Origin of the sequence: Novosphingobium beihaiense, from assembly GCF_022832375.1 — a bacterium.
In the GTDB taxonomy this organism is placed as follows: Bacteria; Pseudomonadota; Alphaproteobacteria; order Sphingomonadales; family Sphingomonadaceae; genus Novosphingobium; species Novosphingobium beihaiensis.
In genome coordinates this window covers 79799-106640 of sequence record NZ_JALHLG010000005.1, presented here as the reverse complement: position 1 = coordinate 106640, position 26842 = coordinate 79799, and the positions used below count along the sequence as shown (strand labels likewise).

Sequence of the window (26842 nt, the reverse complement as noted above, 5' to 3'; positions counted from 1 at the left end):
TCAAATAGGGCCTATCCGATGGCCCACCGGAAAGCGCGGCGCAGTTCGTCGGTTCCCGACCGGTCGTAGACCCGGCCGTGGGCCATGATCACCTTTTCCGGCTGCCAGTCCACCACGTGCTGCAACTGTGCACGCACCTGCTCGCGTTTGGGCCGGAACGTCATGCGCAGATCGAGCGGCGCCATGCCGTTGGGATCGAGCCCGCCCACCAGCTTCAGCATGAAGCGCATGAAGGGATTGGAGAGCTTCGCCGCCTCGAAATTCTCGATCAGGTCGACGAGGATCACCGTCTGCGCGGCGGGGATGTGGAACACCGCCTCGCTCACCCGGGTGCCCGGGACCAGCAGCCAGTCGATATCGCTCTCCCAGCCAAAACGCGCGCCGTCCTCCAGCCGATGATCGATCCGGAACGGGCGTTTGGCGGTGGTGGCGAGATCGGGCACGGCATAGCTCTGCGCATCGGGATAGCGCTCCAGCCAGTCGGCCATGTACCAGTAGTGGATGGAATTGGGCGCGACCAGGTGCCGCACCGGCCCCAGCGCATCGACAGCCGCGAAGAGGTCTTCGTCCGGCGCGATCGGCGAATGCACCCACAGCGCGCCATCGGACAGCCGCACGACTGTCATGCGCGTGGGGAACGGAACCTTGAACGGCCCGAGATCCATGCGGATCACCGGGCCGTCAAAAATCCAGATGCCCTCGGCAAAAGGCTTGGGGCAATTCAGGGGCGAATAGGTTTCCTTCGATGTCATGCGAGGAAACCTATCATAACTCAGCCTTTTTTCAGATGGCGCCGGCCAAGAAGTTCCGCAATTTGCACAGCATTGAGTGCCGCGCCCTTGCGCAGGTTGTCCGAGACGCACCACAGCGCCAGCCCGTTCTCCACGGTCGGGTCTTCGCGCACGCGGCTGACGTAAGTCGCGCCATCGCCCACGCATTCCACCGGGGTGACGTATCCGCCGTCCTCACGCTTGTCGACGAGCATCACGCCCGGCGCCTCGCGCAGGATGTTCTGAGCTTCCTCGGCCGAAATCTCATCCTCGAATTCGAGGCTGATCGATTCGGCGTGGCCCACGAAGACCGGCACGCGCACGCATGTGGCCTGTACCTTTACCTTCGGGTCCATGATCTTCTTGGTCTCGACGACCATCTTCCACTCTTCCTTGGTGGAACCGTCATCGAGGAAGACGTCGATATGCGGGATCACGTTGAAGGCGATCTGCTTGGTAAACTTGTGCGGCTCGGCCTGATCGCCCACGAAGATCGCGCGGCTCTGTTCGAACAGCTCGTCCATGCCCGCCTTGCCCGCGCCGGAAACCGACTGGTAGGTGGAGACGACGACGCGCTTGATCTTCGCCTTGTCGTGCAGCGGCTTGAGCGCAACGACCATCTGCGCGGTCGAGCAGTTGGGGTTGGCGATGATGTTGCGCTGGGTGTAGCCATCGATCGCATCCGGGTTCACTTCGGGCACGATCAGCGGCACGTCAGGCTCCATGCGGTAGAGCGACGAATTGTCGATCACCACGCAGCCCTGCGCGGCGGCCTTGGGCGCATAGATCTTGGTCGGGCCCGATCCGGCGGCGAACAGGGCAATGTCCCAGCCGGTGAAATCGAAATGCTCGATGTTCTTGACCTTGAGCATTTTACCGGTCTCGCCGAACTCAATCTCCATGCCTGTCGAGCGCGGCGAAGCGACCGCGGCGATCTCGTCGCACGGAAACTCGCGCTCGGCGAGGATGTTGAGCATTTCGCGGCCGACATTTCCGGTCGCACCGACAACGGCTACCCGGTAACCCATTACAAGATCCTTCTAAGCTTTGGCTCATGCAGGCATCGTACCCGCACGAAGGCGGCGCGTTAGCGCCCCTGCCCGCGCGTTACAAGCGCTGGGAGCATGAGAATTTCAGTCAGCCCGCGCGGCAGGACTGAAAATTGCGAACCGGACGCCCTGTTCCGACCGGAAAAAAGGCGCCCGGCCCGGCCAATCAGTGCGCCGTCGCGGAAGGCGGCGAGCTATGTGCGGGGGCTGCCGCCAGTTCGTCGGCCTCCGTCCACTCGATCGCTTCCAGCTGCTCGGTCAGCGCCCGCGAGAGTACTTCGTCGACGTGCGAAACCGGAACGATCTCAAGCCCTTCCTTCACATTATCGGGAATTTCCGCGAGATCCTTGCGGTTCTCCTCGGGGATGAGGACGGTGGTAATGCCGCCGCGCATGGCTGCCAGCAGCTTTTCCTTGAGCCCGCCGATCGGCAGCACCCGGCCGCGCAGCGTGACTTCGCCGGTCATCGCCACGTCCTTGCGCACCGGAACCCCGGTCAGCGTGGAAACGATCGACGTGACCATGCCGATACCGGCCGAAGGGCCATCCTTGGGCACCGCGCCTTCGGGCAGGTGGATGTGGATGTCCTTCTTGTTGAACACGCTCGGCTTGATGCCATAGGCAGGCGAACGCGCGCGGACGAAGCTCCAGGCGGTCTGGATCGATTCGTTCATCACGTCGCCCAGCTTGCCGGTCGCCTTGATCGCGCCCTTGCCGGGAACCGTGACGCTTTCGATGGTCAGCAGCTCGCCGCCCACTTCGGTCCAGGCAAGGCCGGTGACAGCCCCCACCTGATGCTCTTCCTCGCCCACGCCGTGGCGGAACTTGCGCACGCCCGCGAACTCAGAAAGGTTGTCCGGCGTGATGACCACTTCGGTGGCCTTGCCTTCCAGAATCTGACGCAGCGACTTGCGCGCCAGCCGGGCGACTTCGCGCTCCAGCGTGCGCACGCCCGCCTCACGCGTGTAATAGCGGATGAGGTCGCGCAGGCCGTCTTCGGTGAGCGTAAACTCGCCCTTCTTCAACCCGTGCGCCTCGACCTGCTTTTCGATCAGATGGCGCTGCGCGATCTCGACCTTTTCGTCCTCGGTGTAGCCTTCGAGCCGGATGATCTCCATGCGGTCGAGCAGCGGCTGCGGCAGGTTGAGGCTGTTCGCAGTGCACACGAACATCACGTCCGACAGATCGATATCCAGTTCCAGATAGTGGTCCTGGAACTTCGCGTTCTGTTCGGGATCGAGCACTTCGAGCAGCGCGGAGGCCGGATCGCCACGGAAGTCCTGTCCCAGCTTGTCGATCTCGTCGAGCAAGAACAGCGGGTTGGACTTGCCGGCCTTCTTGAGGTTGGTGACGATCTTGCCCGGCAGCGAGCCGATATACGTGCGGCGGTGGCCGCGAATCTCGGCCTCGTCGCGCACGCCGCCCAGCGACTGCCGGATGAACTCGCGGCCCGTCGCCTTGGCGATCGACTTACCCAGCGAGGTCTTGCCGACGCCTGGCGGGCCGACGAGGCACAGGATCGGCCCCTTCAGCTTGTTGGTGCGCGCCTGCACGGCCAGATACTCGATGATCCGGTCCTTGACCTTGTCGAGCGCGTAGTGATCGGCATCGAGCACGTCCTGCGCCGTCGAGATGTCGCGCTTGAGCTTGCTCTTCTTGCCCCAGGGCAGGCCGAGCAGCACATCGAGGTAATTGCGGATGACCGTCGCCTCGGCGCTCATCGGCTGCATGGACTTGAGCTTCTTCAGCTCCGAATTGGCCTTTTCGCGGGCTTCCTTCGAAAGCTTGGTATTCTCGATCTTGTCCTGCAGCTCCTGCAGCTCGTTGACTTCGTCGCCATCGCCGCCGCCCAGCTCGTTCTGGATCGCCTTGAGCTGTTCGTTGAGGTAATATTCGCGCTGGGTCTTTTCCATCTGCCGCTTCACGCGGCCACGGATCTTGCGCTCGACCTGCAGGACGCCGAGCTCGCCTTCCATGAAGGAATAGACCATTTCCAGGCGCTTGAGCGGATCGGCCTCGGACAGCACGGCCTGCTTGTCGGACACCTTGGCCGAAAGCTGCGCGGCCACGGTATCGGCCAGTTTAGCCGGTTCCTCGATATCGCCGAGCTGATCGCCGGCGTCCTGACTCAGCTTCTTGTTGAGCTTGGCATATTCGCCGAACTGCTCGACCACCGAACGCATCATCGCCGAAACTTCGGTGCCCTCGGCCTCAAGCGGCTCAATGGTTTCGACTTCGGCCAGCAGCATCTCGCCGTCTTCGGTCTGCTCCGCGCGCAGCATTTCCAAACGGGCGCGATCCTGCCCTTCGACCAGCACGCGCACGGTGCCGTCCGGCAGCTTGAGCAGTTGCAGGACGCTGGCGATCACACCGGTATCATAAAGATCGTCGCGATCGGGATCGTCGCAGCCGGGATCGAGCTGGGCGAGCAGGAAGATGTCCTTGTCGCCCGCCATGGCCGCCTCAAGCGCGGCCACCGACTTTTCACGGCCGACGAACAGGGGCACGACCATGCCGGGGAAGACGACAATGTCGCGAAGCGGAAGAAGCGGTAACAGGTTCACAGATATTTCCATATTCCAAGACGCGTCCAACCCCAAGGGATGGATCGGCGGTTGATCGAAATATGGTGACACCGCCAGCCCAGCGCAATGGCCCTTTCCGGGCCAGTTGTGGATGCCCGCCCCGATCCTTGTTGTCACACCAGTGAAATATGACACTTTTGTGAATATTACCAAGTAATTTCAGTTGGTTATGATCACATATTGTCAACGATTAGCGTCTTATAGCGCCATTCTGCCAGCGCAAGAACGCGGGCATCGGGAGCGCATCTGTTTATGTTCGGTATTGTGGGCAAACGTATCAGGCGGTTTTCAGGCCTGATTTTCGGATCGTTGGAACGGCGCCTGATTCTCGCCATCACGCTGATCATCGCCTGCACGTTCGGGCTGCAGGTCGTCTCGCAGAACCGGGCCGTCGCGCTGCGCCGCGAAAGCGAGGAACTGCAGGCCACGATCAGCATGGCCGAGCATAGCGCGCAATTGATGAAACAGGTGCTGCACTTCCGTATCGAGGCCAACGGCCTGGACGGAGCCACCCAGGAAGGCACAGCACGCGAGGCCGATGACCTGACCGACGTGGCCATGAACATCGGCGAAACGGTCAACGCCATGCGCATGGATGCCCCAGGCACGTTCGACTGGACGGAGCAGCGCTATACTTTCGGCAATCTCGATCAGGTCGTCGCCGCCGTCGCAACGGGCGGAGAAACCAAGCATCAGGCCCTTCGGGAAGTCGACCGCATGCTGGCATCGGCCGCGCACTTGCAGGAACAGGCCGAGCACCGCCGCGACAAGGCCTATGCCAGTCTGGAAAGATCGACCCGGCAATGGTTCGGGCGGGTATCGACCATCGGAATCGTTACGCTGGTTCTCGCCGCGATTATCCTGTGGGACCTGTCGTGCAACATTCTGCCCGCACTGCGCAGGATGCACGGTTCGCTGCGCCGCCTGGCGGATGGCGATCTCGATCTGGCCGTGGAACGTTTCACCTTGCGCGAACTGCGCCCGCTGGCTCACGCACTCGAAACATTCCGCCGCAATGCACTCGCGGTGCGGGATCTGGCATTCACCGATCCGGCCACCGGCCTGCCCAACCGCCGGGCCTTCATTGATGCCGCCGCCCGCCGCATACGGGATATGGCCGCGCCGGGCGGGGAATTCATTGCCGTCTTCGACATCGACCGCTTCAAATACGTCAACGACGACTATGGCCATGCCGTGGGCGACACGCTCGTCCAGCTTATCGGCGAACGGGCGCGCGCCGTGCTCGGCGATGATGCGCTGGTGGCCCGCATCGGCGGCGACGAGTTCGCGCTCTACGCGCGCTGCCCCGCTGGCGAAACGCCAGCCGTGCTCTGCAGCAAGCTGGCTGCCAAAGTGCGCGAGCCGTTCGACTTCGACGGCTTTTCCATCGCCGTCACCATTTCGCTGGGCTACGTCGAACGCGGCACGGTGCAGGACGATGCCGTCACCACACTGATATCAAAGGCCGACCTTGCCCTGTACGCTTCCAAACGCAACGGGCGTAACCGCGCCACGGGCTTCACCGCCGATCTGGAAGATGCGCGGAATCTTGACCGCATGCTCGAACGCGACCTCGCCCGCGCGCTCTCCAGCGGCGAACTGCGCATGGTCTACCAGCCGATCTATGCCGTGAGCGACGAGGCCAGTGAAGTCGAAGCACTGGTGCGCTGGCGCCACCCGGACCTGGGCGACGTTTCCCCTGCCCAGTTCATTCCCGCCGCCGAACGCTCTGGCCGGATGCCGCAACTGGGGGCCTGGATCATCGAGCGCGCGCTGTCCGATCTGACGCAGTGGCCGCACTTGTCGATGAGCATCAACCTTTCGCCGCTGCAACTGCAACAGGACGGCTTCGTCCCCTTCCTGCTCGAACGCTGCCGCATGCACGGCATCCAGCCGGGCCGGGTCATCCTGGAAGTGACCGAGACCGTCTCGATCGAGCGCAACACCCGCGCCCTGCTGACGCTGGAGCTGCTCCGCAACGCCGGGTTTCGTATCGCGCTCGACGATTTCGGAACGGGCTACTCGTCGCTGTGCATGATGAAGACGTTCCGCTTCGACCGCCTCAAGCTCGACCGTTCGCTGGTGAAGGATATCCAGGCCGATGCCACCTCGCGCGCGGTCTTCGATGCCGCCGTGCAGATGGCCCGGCAGATCGGCGCCGAAGTGGTGGCCGAGGGCGTGTCCGAGCACCTTCTCGTCAAATCGGCGAGCGAGGCCGGATGCACGCATTTGCAGGGCTTCCACCTTTCCATGCCGGTGGAAGCCGAAGCGATCGAATCCTTCTATGCGGAACAGGCCGCAGCGCAGAACACGGAAACAGGCGGTCCGGCAAGCGCCGCCGCCTGATCCGGTACAGTCTTGCTCAGAACGGCATCTTGAAGCCCGGCGGCAGGCCCATGCCCTGCTGCGCCTTGGCCATTTCCTCGTTGGCAACCGAATCGGCCTTGACCCGCGCATCGTTGTAAGCGGCGGCGACGAGGTCTTCGAGCATCCCCTTTTCGCCCGGCTGCATCAGGCTGTCATCGATAGAGACGCCAATGACGCGGCCCTTCGCCGAGCAGCGGATCTTGACGAGGCCGCCGCCTGACAAGCCCTCGATCTCCATCGAGTCCAGCTTGGCCTGGGTTTCGGTCATCTGCTGCTGGATGGTCTCGGCGGCCTTCTGGGCGGCCTGGATCATCTCTTCCATGGATTTCATTTCAACGTCTCCAATTGCGTGACCGGCCGCCAACGGCGGCCGGGCGATCGTCTTCAATCAGTTCCGCCCCGGGAAAGGCGGCCAGCGTGGCGGCCACCAGCGGCGAGGTGTGCATGGCCTGCCGGTCGGCTACGGTCTTTGCTTCCACCTGCTCGACCAGCGTCGGCGTGCCTTCGGCGTTGACCCGTTCCACCTGCCAGCGCTCACCCGTGGCCTCCTGCAGGGCATTCCTGAGCTGCCCGGAGATGTCTTCCTTGAACCCCGGCGGCTGCGCATAGCGGAGCACCCCCGGCGTCAGCTCAACCACGCGAACCTGCATACGCATCACGTTGGCCGCCACCGGCTGGCCGTAATGCTCGACATCGTCGACCAGCGCTTCCCAGCGCGGCGCAACCAAGGCCGTTGCCGAAGGCGCACCTGCCGCCGGCGCGCCGCCTTCCGCCGCAGGCGCGGCTGCGGGCGCCCGTGCGGCCAGTTCTTCCAGCTTCTTCACCAGAGAGCCGGGGTCGGGCATGTCGGAGGCATGCATGATCCGCAGCAGCGCCATCTGCGCCGCCACCAGCGGATCGGGTGCGGAGCGGACTTCGTCATGCCCTTTGAGCAGCAACTGCCACAGGCGATGCAGCTGCCCGGCCCGCAAGGCCTTGGCCCAGTTCTCGATCGCCTCGCGCTCTTCGGCCGAGGGCGCATCGGCCGCGCCGCTGACTTGCGCCACGGCAATGCGGTGCGCGAGCTCCATCAGTCCGCGCATCATCGCCACTGGCTCGACGCCCAGCGAGAACTGGTGCGCCACCAGTTCCAGCAGGTCCGCGCCCTTGCCGTCGAGAATCGCGGTGAGCAGCTTGCGCTGCACCGACTTGTCCGACAGGCCGAGCATGTCGCGCACCTTGTCCGCGCGCACTTTGCCCTCGCCATCAAGATCGGCATGGGCAATCGCCTGATCGAGGATCGACAGGCCATCGCGCACCGATCCCTCGGCCGCGGCGGCGACCATCGACAGCGCCTCTTCCTCCGCGTCCACGCCTTCCTTGCCGCAGACCATCGCGAAGTGTTCCGCCAGCATCGGCGTCGGGATGCGGCGCAAGTCGAAGCGCTGGCAGCGCGAAAGCACTGTGACCGGCAGCTTGTCCACTTCGGTCGTGGCGAAGAGGAACTTCACATGCGCGGGCGGTTCCTCAAGTGTCTTGAGCAAGGCATTGAATGCATTGCGAGACAGCATGTGAACTTCGTCGATGATGTAGATCTTGTAGCGCGCGGAAACGGCGGAATAGCGCACCGCCTCGATGATCTCACGCACGTCGTCGACGCCGGTGTGGCTGGCGGCGTCCATTTCGATCACATCGATATGGCGGCCTTCGGCAATAGCGAGGCACGGTTCGCACTGGCCGCAGGGATCGATGGTCGGCCCGCCCTGCCCGTCGGGCCCGATGCAGTTGAGCGCCTTGGCGATCAGGCGCGCGGTCGAGGTCTTGCCGACCCCGCGCACGCCGGTCATCAGGAAGGCATGGGCCAGCCGGTCGCGCTTGATGGCGTTCGCCAGCGTCTGGACCATGGCTTCCTGCCCGATCAGTTCGCCGAACGTCTGCGGGCGGTATTTGCGGGCGAGCACACGATAGGGCTGCGCGGGCGTTCCGGCAGGCGGCGGCGCGGGAACCGGCGCAGGCGCGGCTTCGGGTTGCGGTGCGGGAGCCGCTTCGGATTGCGGCGCAGGCGCAGGTGCAGGTGCAGGTGCAGGCTCGCCGAACATCGACGACTGCCCGGCCGCTTCAAGTTCTGCGGCGCTGGGGGCGGCCTCTTCCGTCTCCTTGTCGTCCCAGGGAGGGGAATCGCCGAAAGTCTCGCGTGAATCGTCCATCGTGTGGCAAACTAAGCCGCAAACGCGATCAGGTCACGCCCGGGTTCAAGGTTATGCGCGGCGATGTGGGGTAAAGGAGCCGGCCGACCCGCCGCAACCCGTTGTGGCTGCTTCCTTCCGGACCTGACCAGGTTGGCGGACGCAAGCGCCCGACCGACTCCCGGGCGGCCATATGGAGGGCGGCTTGCCGTTTGTCCAGCCCCCGTTTGTCCAGCTGTCAGGCCGGACAAACGCGCTCAGCGGAAGTTGTCGGCGTAAGCCTGCAGCTTCAGGCGGCGCGGCGGCGTCGCGTGCACTTCGGCCTCGATACCGTACCGCGCAGCATAGGCCTTGGCGTCATCGGCATTGGGGAACCGGAGCACGACCTGCTGCTGGGTATCGCCGGACCCGGCCCAGCCCATCAGGGGATCAGGCTTCTTGGCCTCTGCGGGCGCGAATTCGAGGACCCACTGGTCCAGCAGGGCCTTGCCGGACTGCATGGCGTTCTTCGGGCGCTGATAGATACGTGCACTCATGGACGAGCGCTTTGCCCCCGAATCAGACAGGAAATCAAGACGAAATCACTTCCCTTTCGACGCCTCGAAGGCATTGCGCGTCTTCAGGCTGGGATCTTCGGCCCACGGCGCGTCCGGCCAGCGGTGCCGGGGATAGCGGCCTTTCATGTCGCGCTGCACATCGCGCCACGATCCGCGCCAGAAACCGGGCAGATCGCGCGTTGTCTGAATCGGTCGGCCTGCGGGCGAGGTCAGCTTGAGCAGCAGCGGCTGCGGCGGCTGGCCGAACGTGGGATGCCGGTCGAGCCCGAACAGCGCCTGCACGCGCACATCCACGCTGGGCCCGCCCTCGTCCTCGTAATCGATGGCATGCGACGTTCCAGCCGGGCTGCGAAATTCGGCCGGAGCGAGTTTTTCGAGCGCCTGCTGGTCCTCCCAGCTCAGGCGGCCGCGCAGGGCTTCATGCAAGGCACCCTTGTCCACCGCATCGAGACGGCGGCCCAGCAGCGCCCCCAGCCAGACATCGATATCCGCCAGGAGCGCCTCCTCGGACAAGGCCGCGATCCCGGCATAGCGCGCCCTGCGCAGCAGCGAGAGGCTGGACTTACCGAACGGCACCAGCGCCAGCCCCTTTTCGCGCACCCGCGCCAGCAGGAAGGCCGAGACCGCATCCGGATCGGGCGCGGGATCGGGGCCGCTCGCCAGCGTAATCGCCCCCAGCCGCCGTTCGAGCCGGGCCTCGACGCGGCCCTCGCTGTCGTTCCAGCGCAGTACCGAGCGCCGTTCGATCCTGTCCCCCAGCCATTGCTCCACTTCGGACGGTTCGAGCGAAGCGCCCGAGAGAATGCGCGCGCCTTTCGCCTGCCCCTGCGCATCGCCGATCACCAGCCACTCCCGCGCCGCCAGCGGCGATGCGGGATCGAGCACATAGCCCCGCCCCCCCGCCGAGAGCCAGGTTTCGCCCGAAGCATCGCGGCGCCGCGCCACCATGTCCGGCCTGCCGAGCGCCAGGAGCACGCCGGCGGGAACCACTTCCCCCAGTGCCGCGCCGGAAACCAGCGAGCGCGCCCGCTTCGCCCACCCCGCCGCCAGCTTGCGCGAGGCTTCGGCACGCGAAGACCGCTCGCCGTTCCAGCGCGAGAGGCGCTGCGCCAGATCGTCGCTGCGCCCGCCCAGCCCGCGTTCCTGCAAGAGCAGCGCCAGCTTCGCGGCTATGTCTCCCGCGCCCCGTTCCGTCGCGCGCAGGATCATCGCCGCCTGCGCCGGGTCCATCGGCAGGCTGGCAGCCTTGCCGCCGAAGTCCGTGATCCGCCCGGCATCGTCGAGCGCGCCGAGCGCTTCCAGTTCCCGGCGCGCCGCCTCCAGCGCCGGGGCAGGCGGCGGATCGAGCCAGGCCATCGCGGCAGGATCGGTATTGCCCCATTGCGCCAGCGAGAGAGTCAGCGGTGCCAGATCGCTGGTGGTGATCTCGGGCGGATCGAACGCGGGCCGCCCGGCGTGCGCAGCTTCTTCCCACAAACGATAGGCCACGCCCGGCCCCTGACGCGCCGCACGCCCGGCCCGCTGCGCCGCCGAGGCCTGACTGGCCCGGTGCGTGGCCAGCCGGGTGACGCCAGCCGCCTTGTCGTACTCGGCCCGGCGCGAGAGCCCGGCATCGACGACCACCGACACGCCATCGAGCGTCAGCGAGGTTTCGGCAATCGCCGTTGCCAGGACCACCCGGCGGCGCCCTTCCGGATCGCGGCGGATCGCGGCGCGCTGCGCGGCCGGTTCGCACTGGCCATGCAGCGGCAGGACCAGCGCTTGCGGCAGCCTGTCAGCCAGACGTTCGGCCACCCGCTCGATCTCACGAACGCCGGGCAGGAACGCGAGCACATCCCCCTCCTGCTCGCGCCAGGCGGTCAGGACCGCCGATGTCATGGCATCCTCGATCCGCTGACCGGGCGCGCTGCCCAGCCAGCGCACGGCAAGCGGCCAGGCCTTGCCCGCGCTCTCGACCACCGGCGTGCCCTCTCCCAGCAGCCGGGCAAAGCGCGACCCGTCGATCGTGGCGGACATCACCACCAGCCGCAGATCCTCGCGCAGCACATCGCGGCACTCGATGGCCAGCGCCAGCCCCAGATCGCTGTCGAGATGCCGCTCGTGCGCCTCGTCGAAGAGCACGGCGGAAACCCCGGCCAATTCGGGATCGGACAGGATCGTGGAAACGAAGATCGCCTCGGTCATCACCACGACGCGGGTGCGCGCGGAGCGGCGGGTGTCGAGGCGGGTCACATAGCCGATCGTCTCCCCCGCCTTTTCGCCCAGTTGCTCCGCCATGCGCTCGGCCGCCGCACGCGCGGCCACCCGGCGCGGAGAGAGCAGGATCACCGTACCGCCGCACCACGGCTCGGCCAGCAATGCCGGGGCCACCGCCGTCGTCTTGCCCGCCCCCGGCGGCGCGATCAGCACGGCGCCGGTCTGCGCCCGCAACGCGTGCAAAAGGTCGTCCAGGACAGCATGAATTGGCAGGCCGTTCACCAGCGGTGCCTTAGATATTGCACGGCCTCCTGCCTAGCAGCGCAATACCCTCCTCCACGTTTCTTCAACACTTCATCCTTATTGCGCCCATCAGCGATTAACGGCACAAACAACGAAGGCCCGAACTCCCGGAAAATGAACCGAGCTGGTCAACATCCTCTTCCGGTAGCGCAATACCTGCGATTGCGGGAACAAATTCCTGCGCTTTACGGGCTCTTATCTGTCAACGCGGCTATTCTGGCTTACACCCACCGCAATCTGGCTCCGGGTCCGCTGGTGCTGACCATCCCGGCGATTCTGATTGCCGCGTGCATGATTCGCATGCTGATATGGATGCGCCCGGTCTCCGAAAAGGATCTGGATATCTCGCTGGTCCGGCCGCGTCTCCGGCGCACGGTGCTCCTGGCCATTGCCCTGTCTGTGGCTTACGTATTCTGGGCCATGAGCCTGGACCGTTACGGCGGCCCCTACGAACACGGCCATGTCGCGATATTCGTTGCCGTGACCGTGCTTGGCTGCATTTTCTGCCTGACGTTCCTGCCTGTAGCTGCATTGCTGGTCGCCGTAAGCGTTCTCGGCACATTCCTCGTGTACTGCTTTGTGCAGGGCACCGAGGTGCTGGTCGCGATCGCGCTCAACATCGCGCTTGTCACGGCCGTCGTTCTGAAGATCCTGCGCGATTACTACGAATCCTTCGTCAGCCTCGAAAAGTCCCAGCGCGAACTCCAGAGCGAACGCCGCCAGGCGCAAAACCTCAGCGAGGAAAACGCACGGCTCGCGCAGACCGACGCTCTGACCGGCATGCCCAACCGCCGCTATTTCTTCGCGACGCTGAAAGGCCTGCTCGACCGCGCAGAGCCGGGCGAGACCTTTACCATCGGCCTTATCGACCTCGACCGTTTCAAACCCATCAACGACACCCACGGCCACGCGCATGGCGACCGTCTGCTGCAAGTGATCGGCCAGCGGATGATAGCCTTGTGCCCCAGCGACACGATCGTCGCCCGGCTGGGCGGCGACGAATTCGGGCTGATCGTCATGGACGGGCCTGAAGGCGCCGAACGGGTAGCCCAGTCCTTGTGCCGGGCCATTCACGAGCCCGTGCAGATCGGCGACGTTATGGTTGCCGTAGGGTGCTCGGCAGGGCTTGCCGTCTATCCGGAAACGGCAAGCAGCGCCGAGTTGCTCTTCGACCGGGCCGATTTCGCACTCTATCACGCCAAGAAGCAGAATCGCGGGCAGTGCGTTCTGTTTACCGAGAAGCTGGAACACCTGATCCGGTCAGAACAGGCGATCGACGCGGCTATGCAAGTCGCCGATCTGGATACGGAACTGACGCTGGTCTATCAGCCAATCGTCACCACCGAAGATCTGGAGCCGATTGGCGTAGAGTGCCTTGCGAGGTGGACTTCGCCCACTCTGGGAGAGGTTTCCCCCGAACTCATGATCGCTTCGGCCGAGCGCGTCGGGCGCGCCCGCGAAGTGGCCCTGACCTTGTTCGATACGGCCCTGGAAGCAGTCCGGCAGCTTCCGGCGGCATTGCGCGTATCGTTCAACCTGTCCGGCCACAATCTGTGCGATGCCAGCACGATCACGGCCCTGCTGGAACGCCTGACGGCGTCGCAATGCGATGCCAGCAGGCTCCTGTTCGAAATAACCGAAACCTCGCTTATCACCGATATCGACATTGCCGAGGCCGCGCTCCAGCGGCTGCGCGATACCGGGGCCCGCATTGCGCTGGACGATTTCGGCACCGGCTATTCCAGTTTGTCCTCGCTTCACAAACTGCCGCTCGACATGGTCAAGATCGATCGCAGCTTTGCCGCCCGCCTTGGCGACGCATCGGGACGGCGGCTGATTACGGCGATCCGCAATCTGGCCCGCTCGCTCTCTCTGGAATGCGTGATCGAAGGCATCGAGACGGAGGAACAGCTTATCAGCGCCCGGCTCGCCGGTTTCTCGCTGGCACAAGGCTACTTCATTGCCCGGCCCATGGATTTCGCCAGTCTTCTAGCCCGGCTGAACGACGGCACAGCCGAGCGGTGGAGCGCTGCCTGACCGGGCGCGCTGCCCCGGCGGGTTTCAACCGGCAGCCGGTGTCTTCGTCCCGTAGTCGATCCGGATACGGACCCACGTGCCAAGCTGCGGCTTGCCATTGATCCGCGGCGGAACGACCTGAAACTGCCACGCTGCATCAAGCACGGCCCGCCCAAATCCGGACCCGCGTGGAGATTCTCCCAGAATCTGGCAATTGTCGACGCGATAGTGCTCCAGCGTCTGGCAGGCGATCATGCCCCATCCCTGCCTCGGCGCACCGGCAGGCAGGTAGCCGCCAAGCTGCGCATCGGTGGGTTCGCGGAACCAGTCCGCATTGTAGAGGATTGCGCCGCCCGGTCCCTCTCCCGGCCCATATACCGCACCGCCGCCCGCCGGGGCGCTGTCCCCGGAACGCTTCATGCCGCCAATGTCCGCGGCGGCCATGTCTGCACTCGACATCTTGAGAAAGGTAAAGGCCGGTTTTTGAGCGGCTGCCGGTGGCTCGACCGTCGGTACGGGCTTTTTGGCCTGGGCCTCGCTGCGGACAGGGCGGCGCGTCTCGGGCTTTTTCTTCTCCTGCCGGGCCTTTTCCTTGGCCTTGTTACCCGCTTCTTTGTCGTTGCCCGCGACATCGAATGTGACCGGGTTCTTCTGCTTCTCCAGCCGGGGCGCCACCTGCGTTTGATAGATCGCCACCAGCAGCGCCATCACGACGATCGCCGCCGAAAGCACCATGGAGATCAGCCGTTGACGAGGCGACCCGGACTGATAGCCCGTCGGCACACGATCAGATTGAGAACGCATCACGCCGCTGAGATATGCAAGCCCGGATTTCACTGCAATCGCCACATTATCGCAAGCCGGGCCTCAGAAAACGGCGGCAGATCTCAGTAGCGCCGCGCCACCACGAACTCGACGGCCTCAGCCATCGCCGAGCGGGCCTCACCCGCCGGGAAACCGGCAATCGCATCGATCGCGCGCTGTGCATAGAGCCGCGCCCGTTCGCGCGTCGCCTCGACGCAGCCGTGGCGGTTGATCAGCTCCACAGCATGAGCCAGATCTTCGTCCTCGGTGCGGAAACCGGCAATGGCCTCCTCCCAGAACTTGCGTTCCTCCGCATTGCCGCGTGCATAGGCCAGGATCACCGGCAGGGTCATCTTGCCCTCGCGGAAATCGTCGCCCTTGTCCTTGCCCGATTCGGAGGCTTCCGAATCGTAATCGATGGCATCGTCGACAAGCTGGAAGGCTATGCCCAGATTGCGGCCGAAAGCATCGAGCGCCAGTTCCTCCGCCTCGCTCTTTTCCGCGACAACGGCGGCAATGCGGGTGGCGGCGGCGAACAGGGCCGCAGTCTTCGAGCCGATGATCTGGAGATAGTGCTCCTCGCTCGTCTCGATCTTGCGCTGGGCGGTGAGCTGATCGACTTCGCCCTCGGCAATGATGCTGGCAGCGTTCGAGAGGATCTTGAGAACCTTGAGGCTGCCATCCTCCACCATCAGTTCGAACGAGCGGGTGAACAGGAAATCGCCCACCAGAACCGTGGCGGGATTGCCGAACACGATATTGGCGGCCGCCTTGCCCCGGCGCAGGTCCGATCCGTCAACGACATCGTCATGCAGCAGCGTGGCGGTGTGGATGAACTCCACGGCCGCTGCCAGCTTGTGATGGCGAGTGCCCTGATAACCGCACAGTTCCGCGCCAGCGACAGTCAGCATCGGGCGCATGCGCTTGCCGCCGCCCGAGATCAGGTGCCCGGCGAGCGCCGGGATCAGCGGGATCTCGCTCTGCATCCGGTCGAGGATGACGGAATTGACGCTGTTCATACCGGCGGCGGTCAGCGCCAGCATGGGAGCGAGGGAAGGCTGCGACCTGCGGGAACGCAGGGAAATAACGTCTGCACTCATCGCCCCGCGCATTGCGCGCTGATCGTCTTCAACGCAAGTGTAAACGCTAACCGTCAGGTAAACAGTCCGGCTGGCAGACGGGGAAAACCCGTGCTAGCGCAGCCGCACGATGACCCAGGACACACCCGCTACCGACGCCATTCTCGCCGGCTTCCGCTCCAGCATCGACAACATCGATGCCGCGCTGATCCACATCCTGGCCGAACGGTTCCGCATCACGCAGGCCGTGGGCGCCTACAAGGCCGAGCACGACCTGCCCGCATCCGATCCCGGGCGCGAGGAACGGCAGATTGCCCGCCTGCGCAAACTGGCGGAAGACGCCAATCTCGATCCCGATTTCGGCGAGAAGTTCATTCGCTTCGTGATTGACGAAGTCATCCGCCACCACGAGCGCGCAAAAGCGGGCTGACGGCAACGCCGCCAGCCCTCCTGCCGGTCACTCTTCGACGAGATCCTGCAACTTGCTCAGCAGGGTCTGGATACGGGTGGCCGCTTCGGTGAAGGTCTGCACGTCTTCCCGGTTGTTGTTGCCACGCGCTTCCTTGGCGGCTTCGACGTAGCCTTCCATATCGGCCTCAAGGGCATCAACCAGCATTTCGATCTCGTCGGAGGTCAATGCGAGGGGGATGGTGTCGGTCATGGCTGCTCCTTGGAATTCATCGATGGGCCACATGAGGGCAGCCGGGCCGATCCGCAACCCGTTTCGGGCACCTTGTCCCCGGCGGGTCAGGCCGCCCCGGCCATTCAGGACACCGCGCGCGGCAGCCGGAGTTTGACAAGCAGACCGCCCAGATCCTCGCTCTCTTCCAGCGCAACCGTGCCGCCATAGATTTCGACAACATCGCGCACGATGGCCAGGCCAAGCCCGGTCCCCGGCTTGCCGGTATCGAGCCGCGCCCCGCGATCGAATATCCGCACGCGCTCGGCCTCGGGAATGCCCATGCCATCGTCCTCGATCCAGATCTCGCAAAACCGGGGCGTCTTTTCCCCCGCATCCACCGTCACGAAGACACTGCCGCCGCCGTACTTCGCGGCGTTTTCGATCAGGTTGCCGAGAAGTTCCTCCAGATCCTGCTTTTCCATCGCCACGGCCGCAGCCTGATTGCCGTCGAGGTCGAAGCGGGTGTCCTCATAGAGCCGCTCTACCGCGCGCAGCACCGCCTCCAGACTGGGCCAGACATCCGCGCGCGACAGGCCTGCCGCGCGCCGCCCCACGGCCCGGGCGCGGGCCAGGTGGTGATCGACCTGGCGGCGCATAACCGCCGCCTCCCGGATTACGGTATTGGACAAGTCCGGCGCCTGCGCGGTCGCCGCGTTCATCAGCACTGTCAGCGGGGTCTTGAGCGCATGGGCCAGGTTGCCAGCGTGCGTGCGCGCTTCCTCCGCCTGCTGCTCGGTATGGGCCAGCAGGGCATTGAGTTCGCCCACCAGCGGCTCGACTTCCTGCGGCAGGGGCTCGGTCACGCGCGCGGCGCCAGTGGTGCGCAGTTTCTGGATCGCGCGGCGGACATGGCGCAGCGGGAACAGGCCATACCACGTCTGCATCCCGGCCATCAGCAGCAGCCCGAAGCCCAGCGCCACGAAACTGTAGACCAGAATCGCGCGGATCGTCTTGATCTGCTCGTTCAGATCCTTGCGGCTGGCCGCAACCGTGAACATCCATTTGGTTTTGCTGCCCGGCAGGATGATCGAACGTTCCATCACCCGCAGCGGCTCGCCCTCGAACTGGTCGCTGTCATAGACATGCGGCTGCGCGTCGAAGTGATCCTCGGGCACATCAAGGCTGCGGTCCCACAGCGAGCGCGAGGGATAGTCCTCATGCCCCTTGCCGCGAATCTGCCAGTAGAGGCCGGAATTGGGCTCCATGAAGCGCTGATCGCCGAGCGGGCGGATGAAGAACACATCGCCGTCCGCCCCGATCTCCGCCGAGCCGATCATGCCGGTGAGCATGTAGCCGAGCTGCTCGTCAAAATTGCGGGTGACGAGCCCCGTCAGCGTATGATCGAGCGCCAGCCCGCCCACCAGCAGCAGGACCGAAATCCAGCCCGCCGCGATCAGCATCATGCGCCGGGCAAGCGATCCGGTATGCGTGGGCGCCGCACTCCCGTCCGCCGCAGCCGGAACCTTCGCCCCCGCAGGTGCGCTGGCCGGCCCGGACGGCGGTTCAGCCGCGGGGGGCGTCGGCGGGATCGTCGAGGCTGTAGCCAAGGCCACGGATCGTCGTGATGACATCGGCACCCAGCTTCTTGCGGATGCGCGTGACGAAGACCTCGATCGTGTTCGAATCGCGGTCGAAATCCTGATCGTAGATGTGCTCGATCAGTTCGGTGCGGCTGACCACCTTGCCCTTGTGGTGCATCAGGTAGGACAGCAGCTTGTATTCCTGCGCCGTCAGCTTCACCGGCTCGCCGGACAGCGTGACCCGGCCCGAGCGGGTATCGAGCCGCACGTCGCCCGCCGTCAGTTCGCTCGACGTATTGCCCGAAGCGCGGCGGATCAGCGCGCGCAGGCGGGCAATCAGTTCCTCGGTCTGGAACGGCTTGGCCAGATAATCGTCCGCCCCGGCATCGAGCCCGGCCACCTTGTCCGACCAGCTGTCGCGCGCGGTCAGCACCAGAACCGGAAAATTGCGCCCTTCCTTGCGCCACATGCCCAGCACAGTAAGCCCGTCGATCTCGGGCAGGCCGAGATCAAGGATCACCGCGTCGTATTCTTCGGTAGAGCCGAGGAAATGCCCGTCTTCACCATCGGTGGACAGGTCCACGGCATAGCCGGTCTGCTCCAGCGTGGTCTTGAGCTGGTTGCCCAGAGTAGGTTCATCCTCGACGATCAGGATGCGCAATTCAGGTCTCCCTTAAAGAACCCGGCTGAAATGGGCCGAAACCCGGTGAGCGTCAAGCGAGGCTGCCCGGGGTACGGTTACCGCGATTGGCCGATGATGCGCCCGGTGCGGGCATCGACATCGACATAATAGACTTTTCCGTTCTGGATGAACTTCAGCCGGTAAGCCATTGCGGCGGAATCATAATCGGGGCCAAGGTATTGCTTCCCCCCCATCCGCGGCAGCACGATCCTTTCGATCTGGCGGATCGAGAGGATATTGCCTGCCTTGCGTTCCTTGCGCGCTTCGCCCTGCTCACCGCTGTCGTCCGCATGGGCACGGACAGGAAGCGAGGCTGCGCCGAGCGCAAGCGCCGAAAGTGCGGAGAGGGGAAGGAGAAGCTTTTTCATCACAGTCTGGGTGCCTAAGGTTCCGGCGTTGAACAAGTCCTGAATGTGGCGGGAAGGTGGCAGACAGGTTCACCTGTTGCCAATTTCCCACGCCACTTTCCCACGCCATCCACGCCTCCGGCTCTCGCCGCCCGCTTGCAGCCCCTTGCCCCCGCTTGTAGGGGCCGCGCATGGCAATCGCACCGATCCTCAGCTGGGAAGGCCTCGGCCTGATCCAGGGTTCCGGCTGGCTCTTCCGGGGCCTCGACATCAATATCGCTCCGCGCGACCGGCTGGCGCTGATCGGGCGCAACGGCGCGGGCAAGACCACGCTGCTCAAGCTGATCGCCGGTTTCGTCGAGGCGGACGAGGGCAAACGCTCGATCCAGCCCGGCGCGCGCGTGGTCACGCTGGAGCAGGATCCGTTCTTCAAGGGCCATGATACCCTGCTCGATTTCGCCCTGCACGGCCCCGATGCGCCCCAGCAGCACGAAGTGGAGGCGATTGCCGACCAGCTCGGCATCGACTTGTCGCGCGAGGCCGCCAGCGCCTCGGGCGGCGAGCGGCGCCGCGCCGCGCTGTGCCGCGCGCTCGCTTCCGAGCCCGACGTGCTGCTGCTCGACGAGCCGACCAACCACCTCGATCTGGCCGCTATCGAATGGCTCGAATCCTGGCTGCAGCGCTACAACGGCGCTTTCGTGGTGATCAGCCACGACCGCACGTTCCTCACCCGCCTGACCAAGGCCACCTTGTGGCTCGACCGGGGATCGCTACGCCGCAAGGACGTGGGCTTCGGCGGGTTCGAGGCGTGGGAAGAGGAAGTGCAGAAGGAAGAGACCCGCGCCGCCGAAAAGCTCGACGCCAAGCTCAAGATCGAGGCGCACTGGCTGGAGCGCGGCGTCACGGCCCGGCGCAAGCGCAATCAGGGGCGCCTCGCCAAACTGTGGGAAATGCGCGCCGAACGCGCCGCCATGATGTCCCCCGCCGGCACCGCCAAGCTCGCCGTCGCAGGCGATGGCAGCAAGACCAAGTCGGTGATCGTTGCCGAGCACGTGACCAAGCGCTTCGGGGCCGGAGACACTCAGCGCACGGTCCTCAAGGACTTCAACTTGCGCATCCAGCGCGGCGACCGGATCGGCATCGTCGGCGCCAATGGCGCGGGCAAGTCGACCCTGCTCAAGATCCTGACCGGCGAACTGGCGCCCGACGAAGGCACTGTCACGCTCGCCAATACCCTGACCACGATCATCATCGACCAGCAGCGCAGCCTGCTCAAACCGGAAATGAAGCTGCGCGACGTGATCGCCGACGGCAGCGACTGGCTCGACGTGCGCGGAGTGCGCAAGCATGTGCAGGGCTATCTCAAGGACTTCCTGTTCGATCCCGGCCTGATCGATGCCAAAGTGGGCACGCTTTCGGGCGGCGAGCGCTCGCGCCTGCTGCTGGCCCGCGAATTTGCCCGCCCCTCCAACCTGCTGGTGCTGGACGAGCCGACCAACGACCTCGACCTCGAAACACTCGACCTCCTGCAGGAAGTGATCTCGGACTACGACGGCACCGTGCTGATCGTCAGCCACGACCGCGACTTCCTCGACCGCACCGTGAACCTGACGCTGGGGCTCGACGGATCGGGCCATATCGATGTGATCGCGGGCGGCTATGCGGACTGGGAAGCCAAGCGCAAGCAGCGCACCGCGCCTGCCAAGGCCAAAGCGAAGGCCGAAGGTGCCGCCCCGCCCCCTCCCCCGCCGCCGAAAAAGACCAAGCTCTCCTACAAGGACCAGCGCGACTACGACCTGCTGCCCGGCCGGATCGAGGAACTGGAAGCCGCGATCGTGCGCGACGAGGAGGCCCTGGCCGATCCCACCCTCTACACCCGCGATCCCAAGAAATTCGCCGCCCTGACCGCCGCGATCGAGAAAGCCCGCGCGGACAAGGAAGCTGCCGAGGAACGCTGGCTGGAACTGGCGGAACAGGTCGAAGGCTGACACGGCGCCTGCGTGCTTCGACAGGCTCAGCACGAGCGGAGAGGGATGCACAAGGTGACACCCGGTTGACACGATTTACACTGTCCAAGGGGAAAACCTGTCACCTTGGACCGTAAAGTGTCACCTTGTGCCGTCCATGTGTCACTTTGCGCGCAGCGATGTGTCACCTTGCATTCCGATGTGTCACTTTGTGGCCCGTTCCATCCGGAAAGCATCGCCATTGCGAGCGGCCGCAGGCCGCGCGGCCATCCAGCGCGATTTACGCCGCACTGGATGGCTCCACCCGCCTCGCGGGTTCGCGATGACGAAACATTGAGGATCATCCCATTCCTCCAGCACCAGATGCGTGGAATTGGAAACACCCGCGCTCACCCTGAGCTTGTTGAAGGGTCTGGAGGCCGGCGTTGCGCCAGCATGCTTCGACAAGCTTAGGACGGATCGACATTCAGAAGATGGCGAGCCGAAAATGGTGATTTTGCGCGAGCCGGAGCGCAGCGTACTTCATGTACGTGAGCACCGGAAGCGTGCAAAAGCGCCATTTGCAGGCCGTCAGGGCTGAATGTCGATCCGTCCTAGCACGAGCGGAGGCAAACACCGCTCTCCTGTCCGTTCGTGGCAAGCGAAGTCGAGACACTTCAACCTCTCACCCGGTAGAAATCCGCCACCCGGTCAAGCGCCAGCCCCAGCACCAGTTTGCCGCTGCGCACCGGCCAGCCCAACGCCTTTTCGGCCGAGGGCAGCCCCTCCCCGGCACAGGCCACGCGCCAGAGGATGTCGGACAGCCCCGGCCCCGCTGCCGCAATCGCCCCGTCGAACCGCGCCTTGGCCGCAAGCTGGCGCTCGCCGGGCGTCAGCTCCGCGTCCGGCCCGCCGGACACCCGCACCGGATCCCAGCGCATGGTGACGCGCGGGGCGAGCTGCGCGCGCTCCCAATCGGCGCGCAACTGCTCGCCCGCCGCCAGACGCCGGTCGGTCAGGTGCCCGCGCGCATGCAGCCAGGTGAGCGGCGATTCGGCCAGATTGACCGTAGCGCTGCGCCGCCCCCGGCGGGGACCGGAGCCGGAACGGCACGGCCCTTCACTGGTCAGTTCGCGTTCGACGAGATGCTGCTTCATGACGGTCTCCCTGTAACGAACGGGAAACTTGCCAAACGCGGCTATCTGTAGGAAAGAGAAAAACCAAATAGGTTATCAAATCGAGGCCCATCATGATCAACCGCATCCGCGACATCCGCAAGCAGAAGGGCATGACGCTGGCCGACGTTGCCGCCGCCTGCGAGCCGCCGACCACAGCGCAGACCATCGGCCGTCTCGAAACGGGCATGCGCAACCTTTCGCTCGTGTGGATGAACCGGATTGCCGCCGCCCTCGACGTCGAGCCCGAACTGCTCCTGCGCAGCGAAGACAGCGAGCCGCCGCGCATTGTCGCGGTGCTGGGCGATCAGGGCGCCGAGGCCGCGCGCAACCCCGTCGAGCCCATGCTGCCCCACACGCTCTCCACCGATGCCCCCTGGCTGGTGCTGGTGGTGGAGGCCTCCTGCGGCGAGTACCGGGCGGGCGATCAGGTCTGGCTGCGCCAGTATCCGCCCGAAGACGCCCCCCGGCTGATGAACCGCGATGTGCTGGCGCCCCGCCCCGGCGGCCGCTTCGCCTTCGGGCGTCTGATCGATCGCGACGGGGATCGCATCGCATTGCTGCCCCCCTCCAGCGGCCAGCGCCAGGTGGTTGTGGAACATCCCGCGTGGCTGGCCGTTGCCGAGATGCTTGTCAGGAAACTCTGAAGCGCTACGAATGGCGTTATCCATGCGGATTCTTTCGATTTCCACGCTCTTCCCGAATCCGGTGAAGCCCTCGTTCGGCGTCTTCGTCGGCAACCAGATGCGCGCGGTCGTCGCGCGCGGCGATGTCGATCTGACGATGATCAGCCCCATCGGCATGCCGCCCTGGCCGCTGTCGACGCGCCCGCCCTACGCCCGGCTGCGCGATATCCCGAAGGTGAGCGAAGCGGTGGGGCTCAAGGTTCACTATCCGCGCTTCATGCTGTTCCCCAAGATCGGCGGCGATTCCAATCCGGGGCGCATTGCCTCGGCCGTGCTGCCGCTGGCGCGCAAGCTGCACGCGGAAAAGCCCTTCGATCTGGTCGATGCGCAGTTCTTCTTCCCCGATGGCCCTGCGGCCGCGATCATCGCGCGCGATCTGGGCCTGCCGCTGACGATCAAATCACGCGGGGCGGACATCCACTTCTGGGGCCAGCGTCCGCGCGCGCTGGCGCAAATGCGCAAGGCAGCGGAACAGTCCGCCGGGCTGCTCGCCGTCAGCCGGGCGCTGCGCGAGGATATGATCGCGCTTGGCATGCCCGCGGACCGCATCGGCGTGCACTATACCGGGCTCGACCGCGACAAGTTCCACACCGTGGAGCGCGGTGCGGCGCGCGCGTTGGTCTCGGCCATGCCCAACCTCGGCATCTGGTCCGAAGGGCCGCTGCTGGTCACGCCCGGCGCGCTGATCCCGCGCAAGGGGCAGCGGCTGGTCATCGAAGCGCTGACGCACTTGCCCGATGCGCGGCTGGCACTGGCCGGTGCGGGCGAGGACGAGACCGGCCTCAAAGCCCTGGCCAAACGGCTGGGCGTGGCCGACCGGGTGCAGTTCCTCGGCCTCGTCGATCACGACGCGCTGCCGCATGTGCTTTGCGCCGCGGACGTGCTGGTGCTGCCCTCGGCCAGCGAGGGGCTCGCCAATGTCTGGATCGAGGGCCTTGCCTGCGGCACGCCCATCGTGATCCCCGACATCGGCGGTGCCCGCGAGATCGTGAAGGACGAGAGCGCCGGGCGCCTGATATCGCGCACGCCTGAAAGCATTGCCGAAGCGGTAACCGCGATTCTGGCCGATCCGCCCAGCCAGGCGGACGTCGCCGCCAACGTCAGCCGCTTCAGCTGGGGCATCAGCGCCCGCAATATCGTGCGCTTCTGGAGCGACGTTCTGGAAGGCATGCCCATCGGCGCCGAGGAACATCTCGCAGGCGCCTGGTAGGCCGTTAAACGAAAAGCCCCGAAGCCGCGCTTTACGGCTCCGGGGCTTTCGAACCAGTCTGTTACCGATGGTTCAGGGCTTGGCGCTGCGTTCGCGCGCCAGACGCTCCTGCCGGTCCACCGCCGATTCGGTGGGCACGAAGCTGTCTCCGCTCACGCCCAGCCAGATCAGGATCGGCGCGGCCATGTAGATCGAGCTGTACGTACCCACGAAGATGCCGAGCACGATCGCCGCGGTCAGTCCGAACAGGCTTTCCGGCCCGAAGAACAGCAGCGGGATCAGTGCCACCAGCAGCGTCGCAGACGTCATCACGGTCCGCGCCAGCGTCTCGTTCACCGACATGTCCAGCAGCTCGGGAAGCGGCATCTTGCGAAACTTCTTCAGATCCTCGCGGATACGGTCGTAAACGACGATCGTATCGTTGAGCGAATAGCCGATAATGGCCAGGATCGCGGCGATGATCTGCAGGCTGAATTCGAGCTGGAACAGCGCGAACATGCCCAGCGTCAGCGACACGTCGTGGAACAGAGCGAACAGCGCGCCCACGCCGAACTGCCATTCGAAGCGGACCCAGATGTAGATCGAGATCGCCAGCATCGCCGCACCCAGCGCGTAAAGCGCGGTCTGGCGGAATTCGCCCGAGACCTTGCCCGACACCGTGCTGACGCTTTCGATCCGCACATCGGGATTGCCCGCCCGGATGGTGGCGATGATCTTCTTGGAGATCGCCTCGGCCGCGCCGGGGTTACCCTCGGCGCTTTCGGGCAGCTTGGTGCGGATCGAGACTTCGTTGGGCGCGCCGAAGCGCTGGATCACCGGATCACCGTACCCCAGCTTGCTCACCTGCTCGCGCAGGGCGGCAACGGGCGCGGCGGCCTGTTTGGTGAAAGTGGCCTCAATTTCCTGGCCGCCGGCGAAATCGACGCCGTAGTTCAGCCCCTTGTTCATGATCAGGCCCCAGCTCGCGGCGATCAGGATCATGCTGACCACGTAGAACGGCACCCGCCAGCGCAGGAACTTGATGTTGGTGTTGTCGGGGACAAGCTTGAGTAGACGCATGGCAGCAGTCCCTTACACGTTCAGTTCGGTGGGCCGCGCCTTGCGCAGCCAGTCGGCCACCCACATGCGGGTCAGCGTCACACCGGTGAAGACCGAAGTGAACAGGCCGATGATGAGAACCACCGCGAAACCGCGCACCGGGCCCGAGCCGAAGGCAAAGAGCAGCACGCCCGCGATGAAGTTGGTGATGTTCGCGTCATAGATCGCGCGGCTGGCTTCCTTGTAGCCGTTCTCCACCGCCGCGATCACGCGCCGCCCCTTCTTGCGCTCCTCGCGCATGCGTTCGTAGATCAGCACGTTGGCGTCCACCGCAGCACCGATGGTGAGCACGAAACCGGCAAGGCCTGGCAGCGTCAGGGTCGTGCCCATGACCGCCATGACGCCGAGGATCATCATCAGGTTGAAGATCAGCGCGATCGTCGCATAGATGCCGAAACGGCCATAGACCGCGATCATCAGCAGCACGACCAGCCCCGAACCGACGCCCATGGCGATCAGGCCCTTGCGGATCGAGTCGGCGCCCAGGTCAGGCCCTACGGTGCGTTCCTCGACCACGGTAAGATCGACCGGCAACGCGCCCGAACGCAGCGCGATGGCGAGCTGTGTGGCCGACTGCACGGAGAAGCTGCCCTGGATCTGCGCGCTGCCGCCCAGGATCGGCTCATTGATGCTGGGGGCGGAGAGCACCTTGCCGTCGAGGATGATGGCGAAGCGCTTGTTGACGTTCTCGCTGGTCAGCTTGGCGAACTTGGCTCCGCCCTGCTGATCGAACGTGATCGAGACGACCGGCGTATTGTTGCGGCTGTCGAACGCCTGCTTGGCATTGGTGAGCTGATCGCCCTTGATGCCGCCCAGACGCTTGACCGCGATCACCGGAACGCCGCCGGAACCGGGAGCATTGGGATCGGCCCAGGGCACGATCTCGTCGCCCGGAGGGGCAATGCCCTGCTTAACGTCGTTCGGCGCGGCAGTCTCGTCAACCAGCTTGAATTCGAGCTTGGCGGTCTTGCCGAGCAGTTCCTTCAGCGCGGTCGGATCGTCGAGGCCGGGAACCTGCACGACAATGCGGTTCTCGCCCTGGCGGATGATCGTCGGTTCGCGGGTGCCGAGCGCGTCGATACGCTTACGGATCACCTCAATCGCCGAATCCATCGCGTTGGACACGGCCTGCGCCAGCCCTTCGCGAGTCGGCGTCAGCACGAAACGGCTGCCGTCCTCGACCGCGATATCCCAGTCGCGCTGGCCGGTGAGCCCGGCGCCGGTGGTGAGCGGCAGGATTTCCTCCCGCGCGGCATCGACCTGCGAGGGATCCTTGAGCAGAAAGCTCAACCGGCCGCCCGCGCTGGAGATATCGCCGATGCGGATGCGCGGCTTGGCCAGCTTGAAACGGCCCCGTACGGACTCTTCCATGTTCTCAAGGCGCTGCTGGGCGACCTGCTTTTCATTGGCTTCGAGCAGGATGTGGCTCCCGCCCGCAAGGTCAAGCCCGAGGCTGACCTGCGGATTGGGGAGCGCGGAGGGCCACGGAAGCCCGGATACGGAAAACAGGGAAGGCAGCGCGGCAGCAGCGACGGCAAGCGTCAGCCCCCAGTACCAGAGCTTCTTCCAGGTAGGAAATTCGAGCATTGCCTGTAGCTTCTCTCCA

23 protein-coding genes and 1 other RNA gene are annotated in these 26842 nt (G+C 65.0%); 7 read left to right on the top strand and 17 right to left on the bottom strand.

What is annotated here, in order from left to right; genetic code table 11:
- Positions 1-11 precede the first annotated feature (11 nt).
- The 3 genes from MTR66_RS04050 to lon all read right to left on the bottom strand — a co-directional run bounded on the left by MTR66_RS04050 (position 12) and on the right by lon (position 4394).
- The gene (locus tag MTR66_RS04050) at positions 12-752 is read right to left on the bottom strand and encodes a DUF4336 domain-containing protein (RefSeq protein ID WP_243918144.1); all 741 of its coding nucleotides are present in this window, start codon (positions 750-752) and stop codon (positions 12-14) included.
- Positions 753-772: 20 nt separating this feature from the next.
- On the bottom strand, positions 773-1798 hold the full coding sequence (locus tag MTR66_RS04045) for an aspartate-semialdehyde dehydrogenase (protein ID WP_243918142.1): 1026 nt from the start codon (positions 1796-1798) through the stop codon (positions 773-775).
- Positions 1799-1985: 187 nt separating this feature from the next.
- Positions 1986-4394: an endopeptidase La gene (lon, locus tag MTR66_RS04040; protein ID WP_243918140.1), complete on the bottom strand. Its 2409-nt coding sequence runs from the start codon at positions 4392-4394 to the stop codon at positions 1986-1988.
- Between the two features lie 261 nt (positions 4395-4655).
- Here lon and MTR66_RS04035 point away from each other — a divergent pair, with 261 nt between their 5' ends.
- The gene (locus MTR66_RS04035) at positions 4656-6749 is read left to right on the top strand and encodes a putative bifunctional diguanylate cyclase/phosphodiesterase (protein WP_243918138.1); all 2094 of its coding nucleotides are present in this window, start codon (positions 4656-4658) and stop codon (positions 6747-6749) included.
- Between the two features lie 16 nt (positions 6750-6765).
- On the opposite strand, the gene MTR66_RS04030 is transcribed toward MTR66_RS04035, so the two are convergent.
- From MTR66_RS04030 to hrpB, 5 genes are all read right to left on the bottom strand, one after another.
- A complete protein-coding gene (locus MTR66_RS04030) occupies positions 6766-7101 on the bottom strand; it encodes a YbaB/EbfC family nucleoid-associated protein (RefSeq protein ID WP_243918136.1) in 336 nt (111 codons plus the stop codon).
- A 1-nt stretch (position 7102) separates the two neighbouring features.
- Positions 7103-8956, bottom strand: a complete 1854-nt coding sequence (locus tag MTR66_RS04025; RefSeq protein ID WP_243918133.1) for a DNA polymerase III subunit gamma/tau — start codon at positions 8954-8956, stop codon at positions 7103-7105.
- Positions 8957-9025: 69 nt separating this feature from the next.
- Positions 9026-9120: signal recognition particle sRNA small type (ffs, locus tag MTR66_RS04020), an RNA gene on the bottom strand.
- A 72-nt stretch (positions 9121-9192) separates the two neighbouring features.
- Positions 9193-9471: an ETC complex I subunit gene (locus MTR66_RS04015; RefSeq protein WP_243918132.1), complete on the bottom strand. Its 279-nt coding sequence runs from the start codon at positions 9469-9471 to the stop codon at positions 9193-9195.
- Positions 9472-9516: 45 nt separating this feature from the next.
- Positions 9517-11970, bottom strand: a complete 2454-nt coding sequence (gene hrpB / locus MTR66_RS04010) for an ATP-dependent helicase HrpB (protein WP_243918131.1) — start codon at positions 11968-11970, stop codon at positions 9517-9519.
- Positions 11971-12291: 321 nt separating this feature from the next.
- On the opposite strand from hrpB, the gene MTR66_RS04005 reads away from it, so the two are divergent.
- Positions 12292-14028 carry a putative bifunctional diguanylate cyclase/phosphodiesterase gene (locus MTR66_RS04005; RefSeq protein ID WP_243918130.1) on the top strand — a complete coding sequence of 579 codons (1737 nt, stop codon included), beginning with the start codon at positions 12292-12294 and terminating at the stop codon, positions 14026-14028.
- A 24-nt stretch (positions 14029-14052) separates the two neighbouring features.
- Here the strand turns inward: MTR66_RS04005 and MTR66_RS04000 are convergent, their stop codons facing one another.
- Both MTR66_RS04000 and MTR66_RS03995 read right to left on the bottom strand, forming a co-directional pair.
- Positions 14053-14856, bottom strand: coding sequence for an energy transducer TonB family protein (locus tag MTR66_RS04000; RefSeq protein WP_327194477.1), 804 nt, complete (start codon positions 14854-14856; stop codon positions 14053-14055).
- A 38-nt stretch (positions 14857-14894) separates the two neighbouring features.
- Complete coding sequence (locus MTR66_RS03995; protein WP_243918129.1) at positions 14895-15911, bottom strand: polyprenyl synthetase family protein; 1017 nt, start codon at positions 15909-15911, stop codon at positions 14895-14897.
- A 109-nt stretch (positions 15912-16020) separates the two neighbouring features.
- Between MTR66_RS03995 and MTR66_RS03990 the strand changes: the two genes are divergently transcribed.
- Positions 16021-16320 (top strand): chorismate mutase, encoded by a 300-nt coding sequence (locus MTR66_RS03990; protein WP_243918128.1) that lies wholly within the window; start codon positions 16021-16023, stop codon positions 16318-16320.
- Between the two features lie 27 nt (positions 16321-16347).
- Here the strand turns inward: MTR66_RS03990 and MTR66_RS03985 are convergent, their stop codons facing one another.
- From MTR66_RS03985 to MTR66_RS03970, 4 genes are all read right to left on the bottom strand, one after another.
- A complete protein-coding gene (locus MTR66_RS03985) occupies positions 16348-16551 on the bottom strand; it encodes a hypothetical protein (RefSeq protein ID WP_243918127.1) in 204 nt (67 codons plus the stop codon).
- A 104-nt stretch (positions 16552-16655) separates the two neighbouring features.
- Positions 16656-17975, bottom strand: coding sequence for a sensor histidine kinase (locus MTR66_RS03980; protein ID WP_243918125.1), 1320 nt, complete (start codon positions 17973-17975; stop codon positions 16656-16658).
- A 100-nt stretch (positions 17976-18075) separates the two neighbouring features.
- The gene (locus MTR66_RS03975; protein WP_243918123.1) at positions 18076-18753 is read right to left on the bottom strand and encodes a response regulator transcription factor; all 678 of its coding nucleotides are present in this window, start codon (positions 18751-18753) and stop codon (positions 18076-18078) included.
- 77 nt (positions 18754-18830) lie between these two features.
- Positions 18831-19142 (bottom strand): PepSY domain-containing protein, encoded by a 312-nt coding sequence (locus MTR66_RS03970; protein WP_243918121.1) that lies wholly within the window; start codon positions 19140-19142, stop codon positions 18831-18833.
- A 170-nt stretch (positions 19143-19312) separates the two neighbouring features.
- On the opposite strand from MTR66_RS03970, the gene MTR66_RS03965 reads away from it, so the two are divergent.
- Complete coding sequence (locus MTR66_RS03965) at positions 19313-21109, top strand: ABC-F family ATP-binding cassette domain-containing protein (protein WP_243918119.1); 1797 nt, start codon at positions 19313-19315, stop codon at positions 21107-21109.
- A gap of 346 nt (positions 21110-21455) precedes the next feature.
- On the top strand, positions 21456-21668 hold the full coding sequence (locus tag MTR66_RS03960; protein WP_243918117.1) for a hypothetical protein: 213 nt from the start codon (positions 21456-21458) through the stop codon (positions 21666-21668).
- Positions 21669-21744: 76 nt separating this feature from the next.
- On the opposite strand, the gene MTR66_RS03955 is transcribed toward MTR66_RS03960, so the two are convergent.
- Positions 21745-22224 carry a DUF6456 domain-containing protein gene (locus MTR66_RS03955; protein WP_243918116.1) on the bottom strand — a complete coding sequence of 160 codons (480 nt, stop codon included), beginning with the start codon at positions 22222-22224 and terminating at the stop codon, positions 21745-21747.
- Positions 22225-22316: 92 nt separating this feature from the next.
- On the opposite strand from MTR66_RS03955, the gene MTR66_RS03950 reads away from it, so the two are divergent.
- The gene (locus MTR66_RS03950; RefSeq protein WP_243918115.1) at positions 22317-22889 is read left to right on the top strand and encodes a helix-turn-helix domain-containing protein; all 573 of its coding nucleotides are present in this window, start codon (positions 22317-22319) and stop codon (positions 22887-22889) included.
- Positions 22890-22911: 22 nt separating this feature from the next.
- Positions 22912-24138: a glycosyltransferase gene (locus MTR66_RS03945; RefSeq protein ID WP_243918114.1), complete on the top strand. Its 1227-nt coding sequence runs from the start codon at positions 22912-22914 to the stop codon at positions 24136-24138.
- A 72-nt stretch (positions 24139-24210) separates the two neighbouring features.
- Here MTR66_RS03945 and secF read toward each other — a convergent pair whose 3' ends face one another.
- Together secF and secD are read right to left on the bottom strand one after the other, a co-directional pair.
- Complete coding sequence (gene secF, locus MTR66_RS03940; RefSeq protein ID WP_243918113.1) at positions 24211-25197, bottom strand: protein translocase subunit SecF; 987 nt, start codon at positions 25195-25197, stop codon at positions 24211-24213.
- 12 nt (positions 25198-25209) lie between these two features.
- Positions 25210-26823 carry a protein translocase subunit SecD gene (gene secD, locus MTR66_RS03935; RefSeq protein WP_243918112.1) on the bottom strand — a complete coding sequence of 538 codons (1614 nt, stop codon included), beginning with the start codon at positions 26821-26823 and terminating at the stop codon, positions 25210-25212.
- Positions 26824-26842 lie beyond the last annotated feature (19 nt).

Bases quoted from the DNA above. Each gene is read 5' to 3' on its own strand.
- MTR66_RS03965 (WP_243918119.1), top strand. From the start codon at position 19,313: ATGGCAATCGCACCGATCCTCAGCTGGGAAGGCCTCGGCCTGATCCAG.
- secF (WP_243918113.1), bottom strand. From the start codon at position 25,197: ATGCGTCTACTCAAGCTTGTCCCCGACAACACCAACATCAAGTTCCTG.
- MTR66_RS04045 (WP_243918142.1), bottom strand. From the start codon at position 1,798: ATGGGTTACCGGGTAGCCGTTGTCGGTGCGACCGGAAATGTCGGCCGC.
- MTR66_RS03970 (WP_243918121.1), bottom strand. From the start codon at position 19,142: ATGAAAAAGCTTCTCCTTCCCCTCTCCGCACTTTCGGCGCTTGCGCTC.
- MTR66_RS04050 (WP_243918144.1), bottom strand. From the start codon at position 752: ATGACATCGAAGGAAACCTATTCGCCCCTGAATTGCCCCAAGCCTTTT.
- MTR66_RS04005 (WP_243918130.1), top strand. From the start codon at position 12,292: ATGCTGATATGGATGCGCCCGGTCTCCGAAAAGGATCTGGATATCTCG.
- MTR66_RS04015 (WP_243918132.1), bottom strand. From the start codon at position 9,471: ATGAGTGCACGTATCTATCAGCGCCCGAAGAACGCCATGCAGTCCGGC.
- secD (WP_243918112.1), bottom strand. From the start codon at position 26,823: ATGCTCGAATTTCCTACCTGGAAGAAGCTCTGGTACTGGGGGCTGACG.
- MTR66_RS03945 (WP_243918114.1), top strand. From the start codon at position 22,912: ATGCGGATTCTTTCGATTTCCACGCTCTTCCCGAATCCGGTGAAGCCC.
- MTR66_RS03980 (WP_243918125.1), bottom strand. From the start codon at position 17,975: ATGATGCTGATCGCGGCGGGCTGGATTTCGGTCCTGCTGCTGGTGGGC.
- MTR66_RS03985 (WP_243918127.1), bottom strand. From the start codon at position 16,551: ATGACCGACACCATCCCCCTCGCATTGACCTCCGACGAGATCGAAATG.
- MTR66_RS03950 (WP_243918115.1), top strand. From the start codon at position 22,317: ATGATCAACCGCATCCGCGACATCCGCAAGCAGAAGGGCATGACGCTG.
- MTR66_RS04030 (WP_243918136.1), bottom strand. From the start codon at position 7,101: ATGAAATCCATGGAAGAGATGATCCAGGCCGCCCAGAAGGCCGCCGAG.
- MTR66_RS03955 (WP_243918116.1), bottom strand. From the start codon at position 22,224: ATGAAGCAGCATCTCGTCGAACGCGAACTGACCAGTGAAGGGCCGTGC.
- MTR66_RS04035 (WP_243918138.1), top strand. From the start codon at position 4,656: ATGTTCGGTATTGTGGGCAAACGTATCAGGCGGTTTTCAGGCCTGATT.
- MTR66_RS03995 (WP_243918129.1), bottom strand. From the start codon at position 15,911: ATGAGTGCAGACGTTATTTCCCTGCGTTCCCGCAGGTCGCAGCCTTCC.
- MTR66_RS04025 (WP_243918133.1), bottom strand. From the start codon at position 8,956: ATGGACGATTCACGCGAGACTTTCGGCGATTCCCCTCCCTGGGACGAC.
- lon (WP_243918140.1), bottom strand. From the start codon at position 4,394: ATGGAAATATCTGTGAACCTGTTACCGCTTCTTCCGCTTCGCGACATT.
- MTR66_RS03990 (WP_243918128.1), top strand. From the start codon at position 16,021: ATGACCCAGGACACACCCGCTACCGACGCCATTCTCGCCGGCTTCCGC.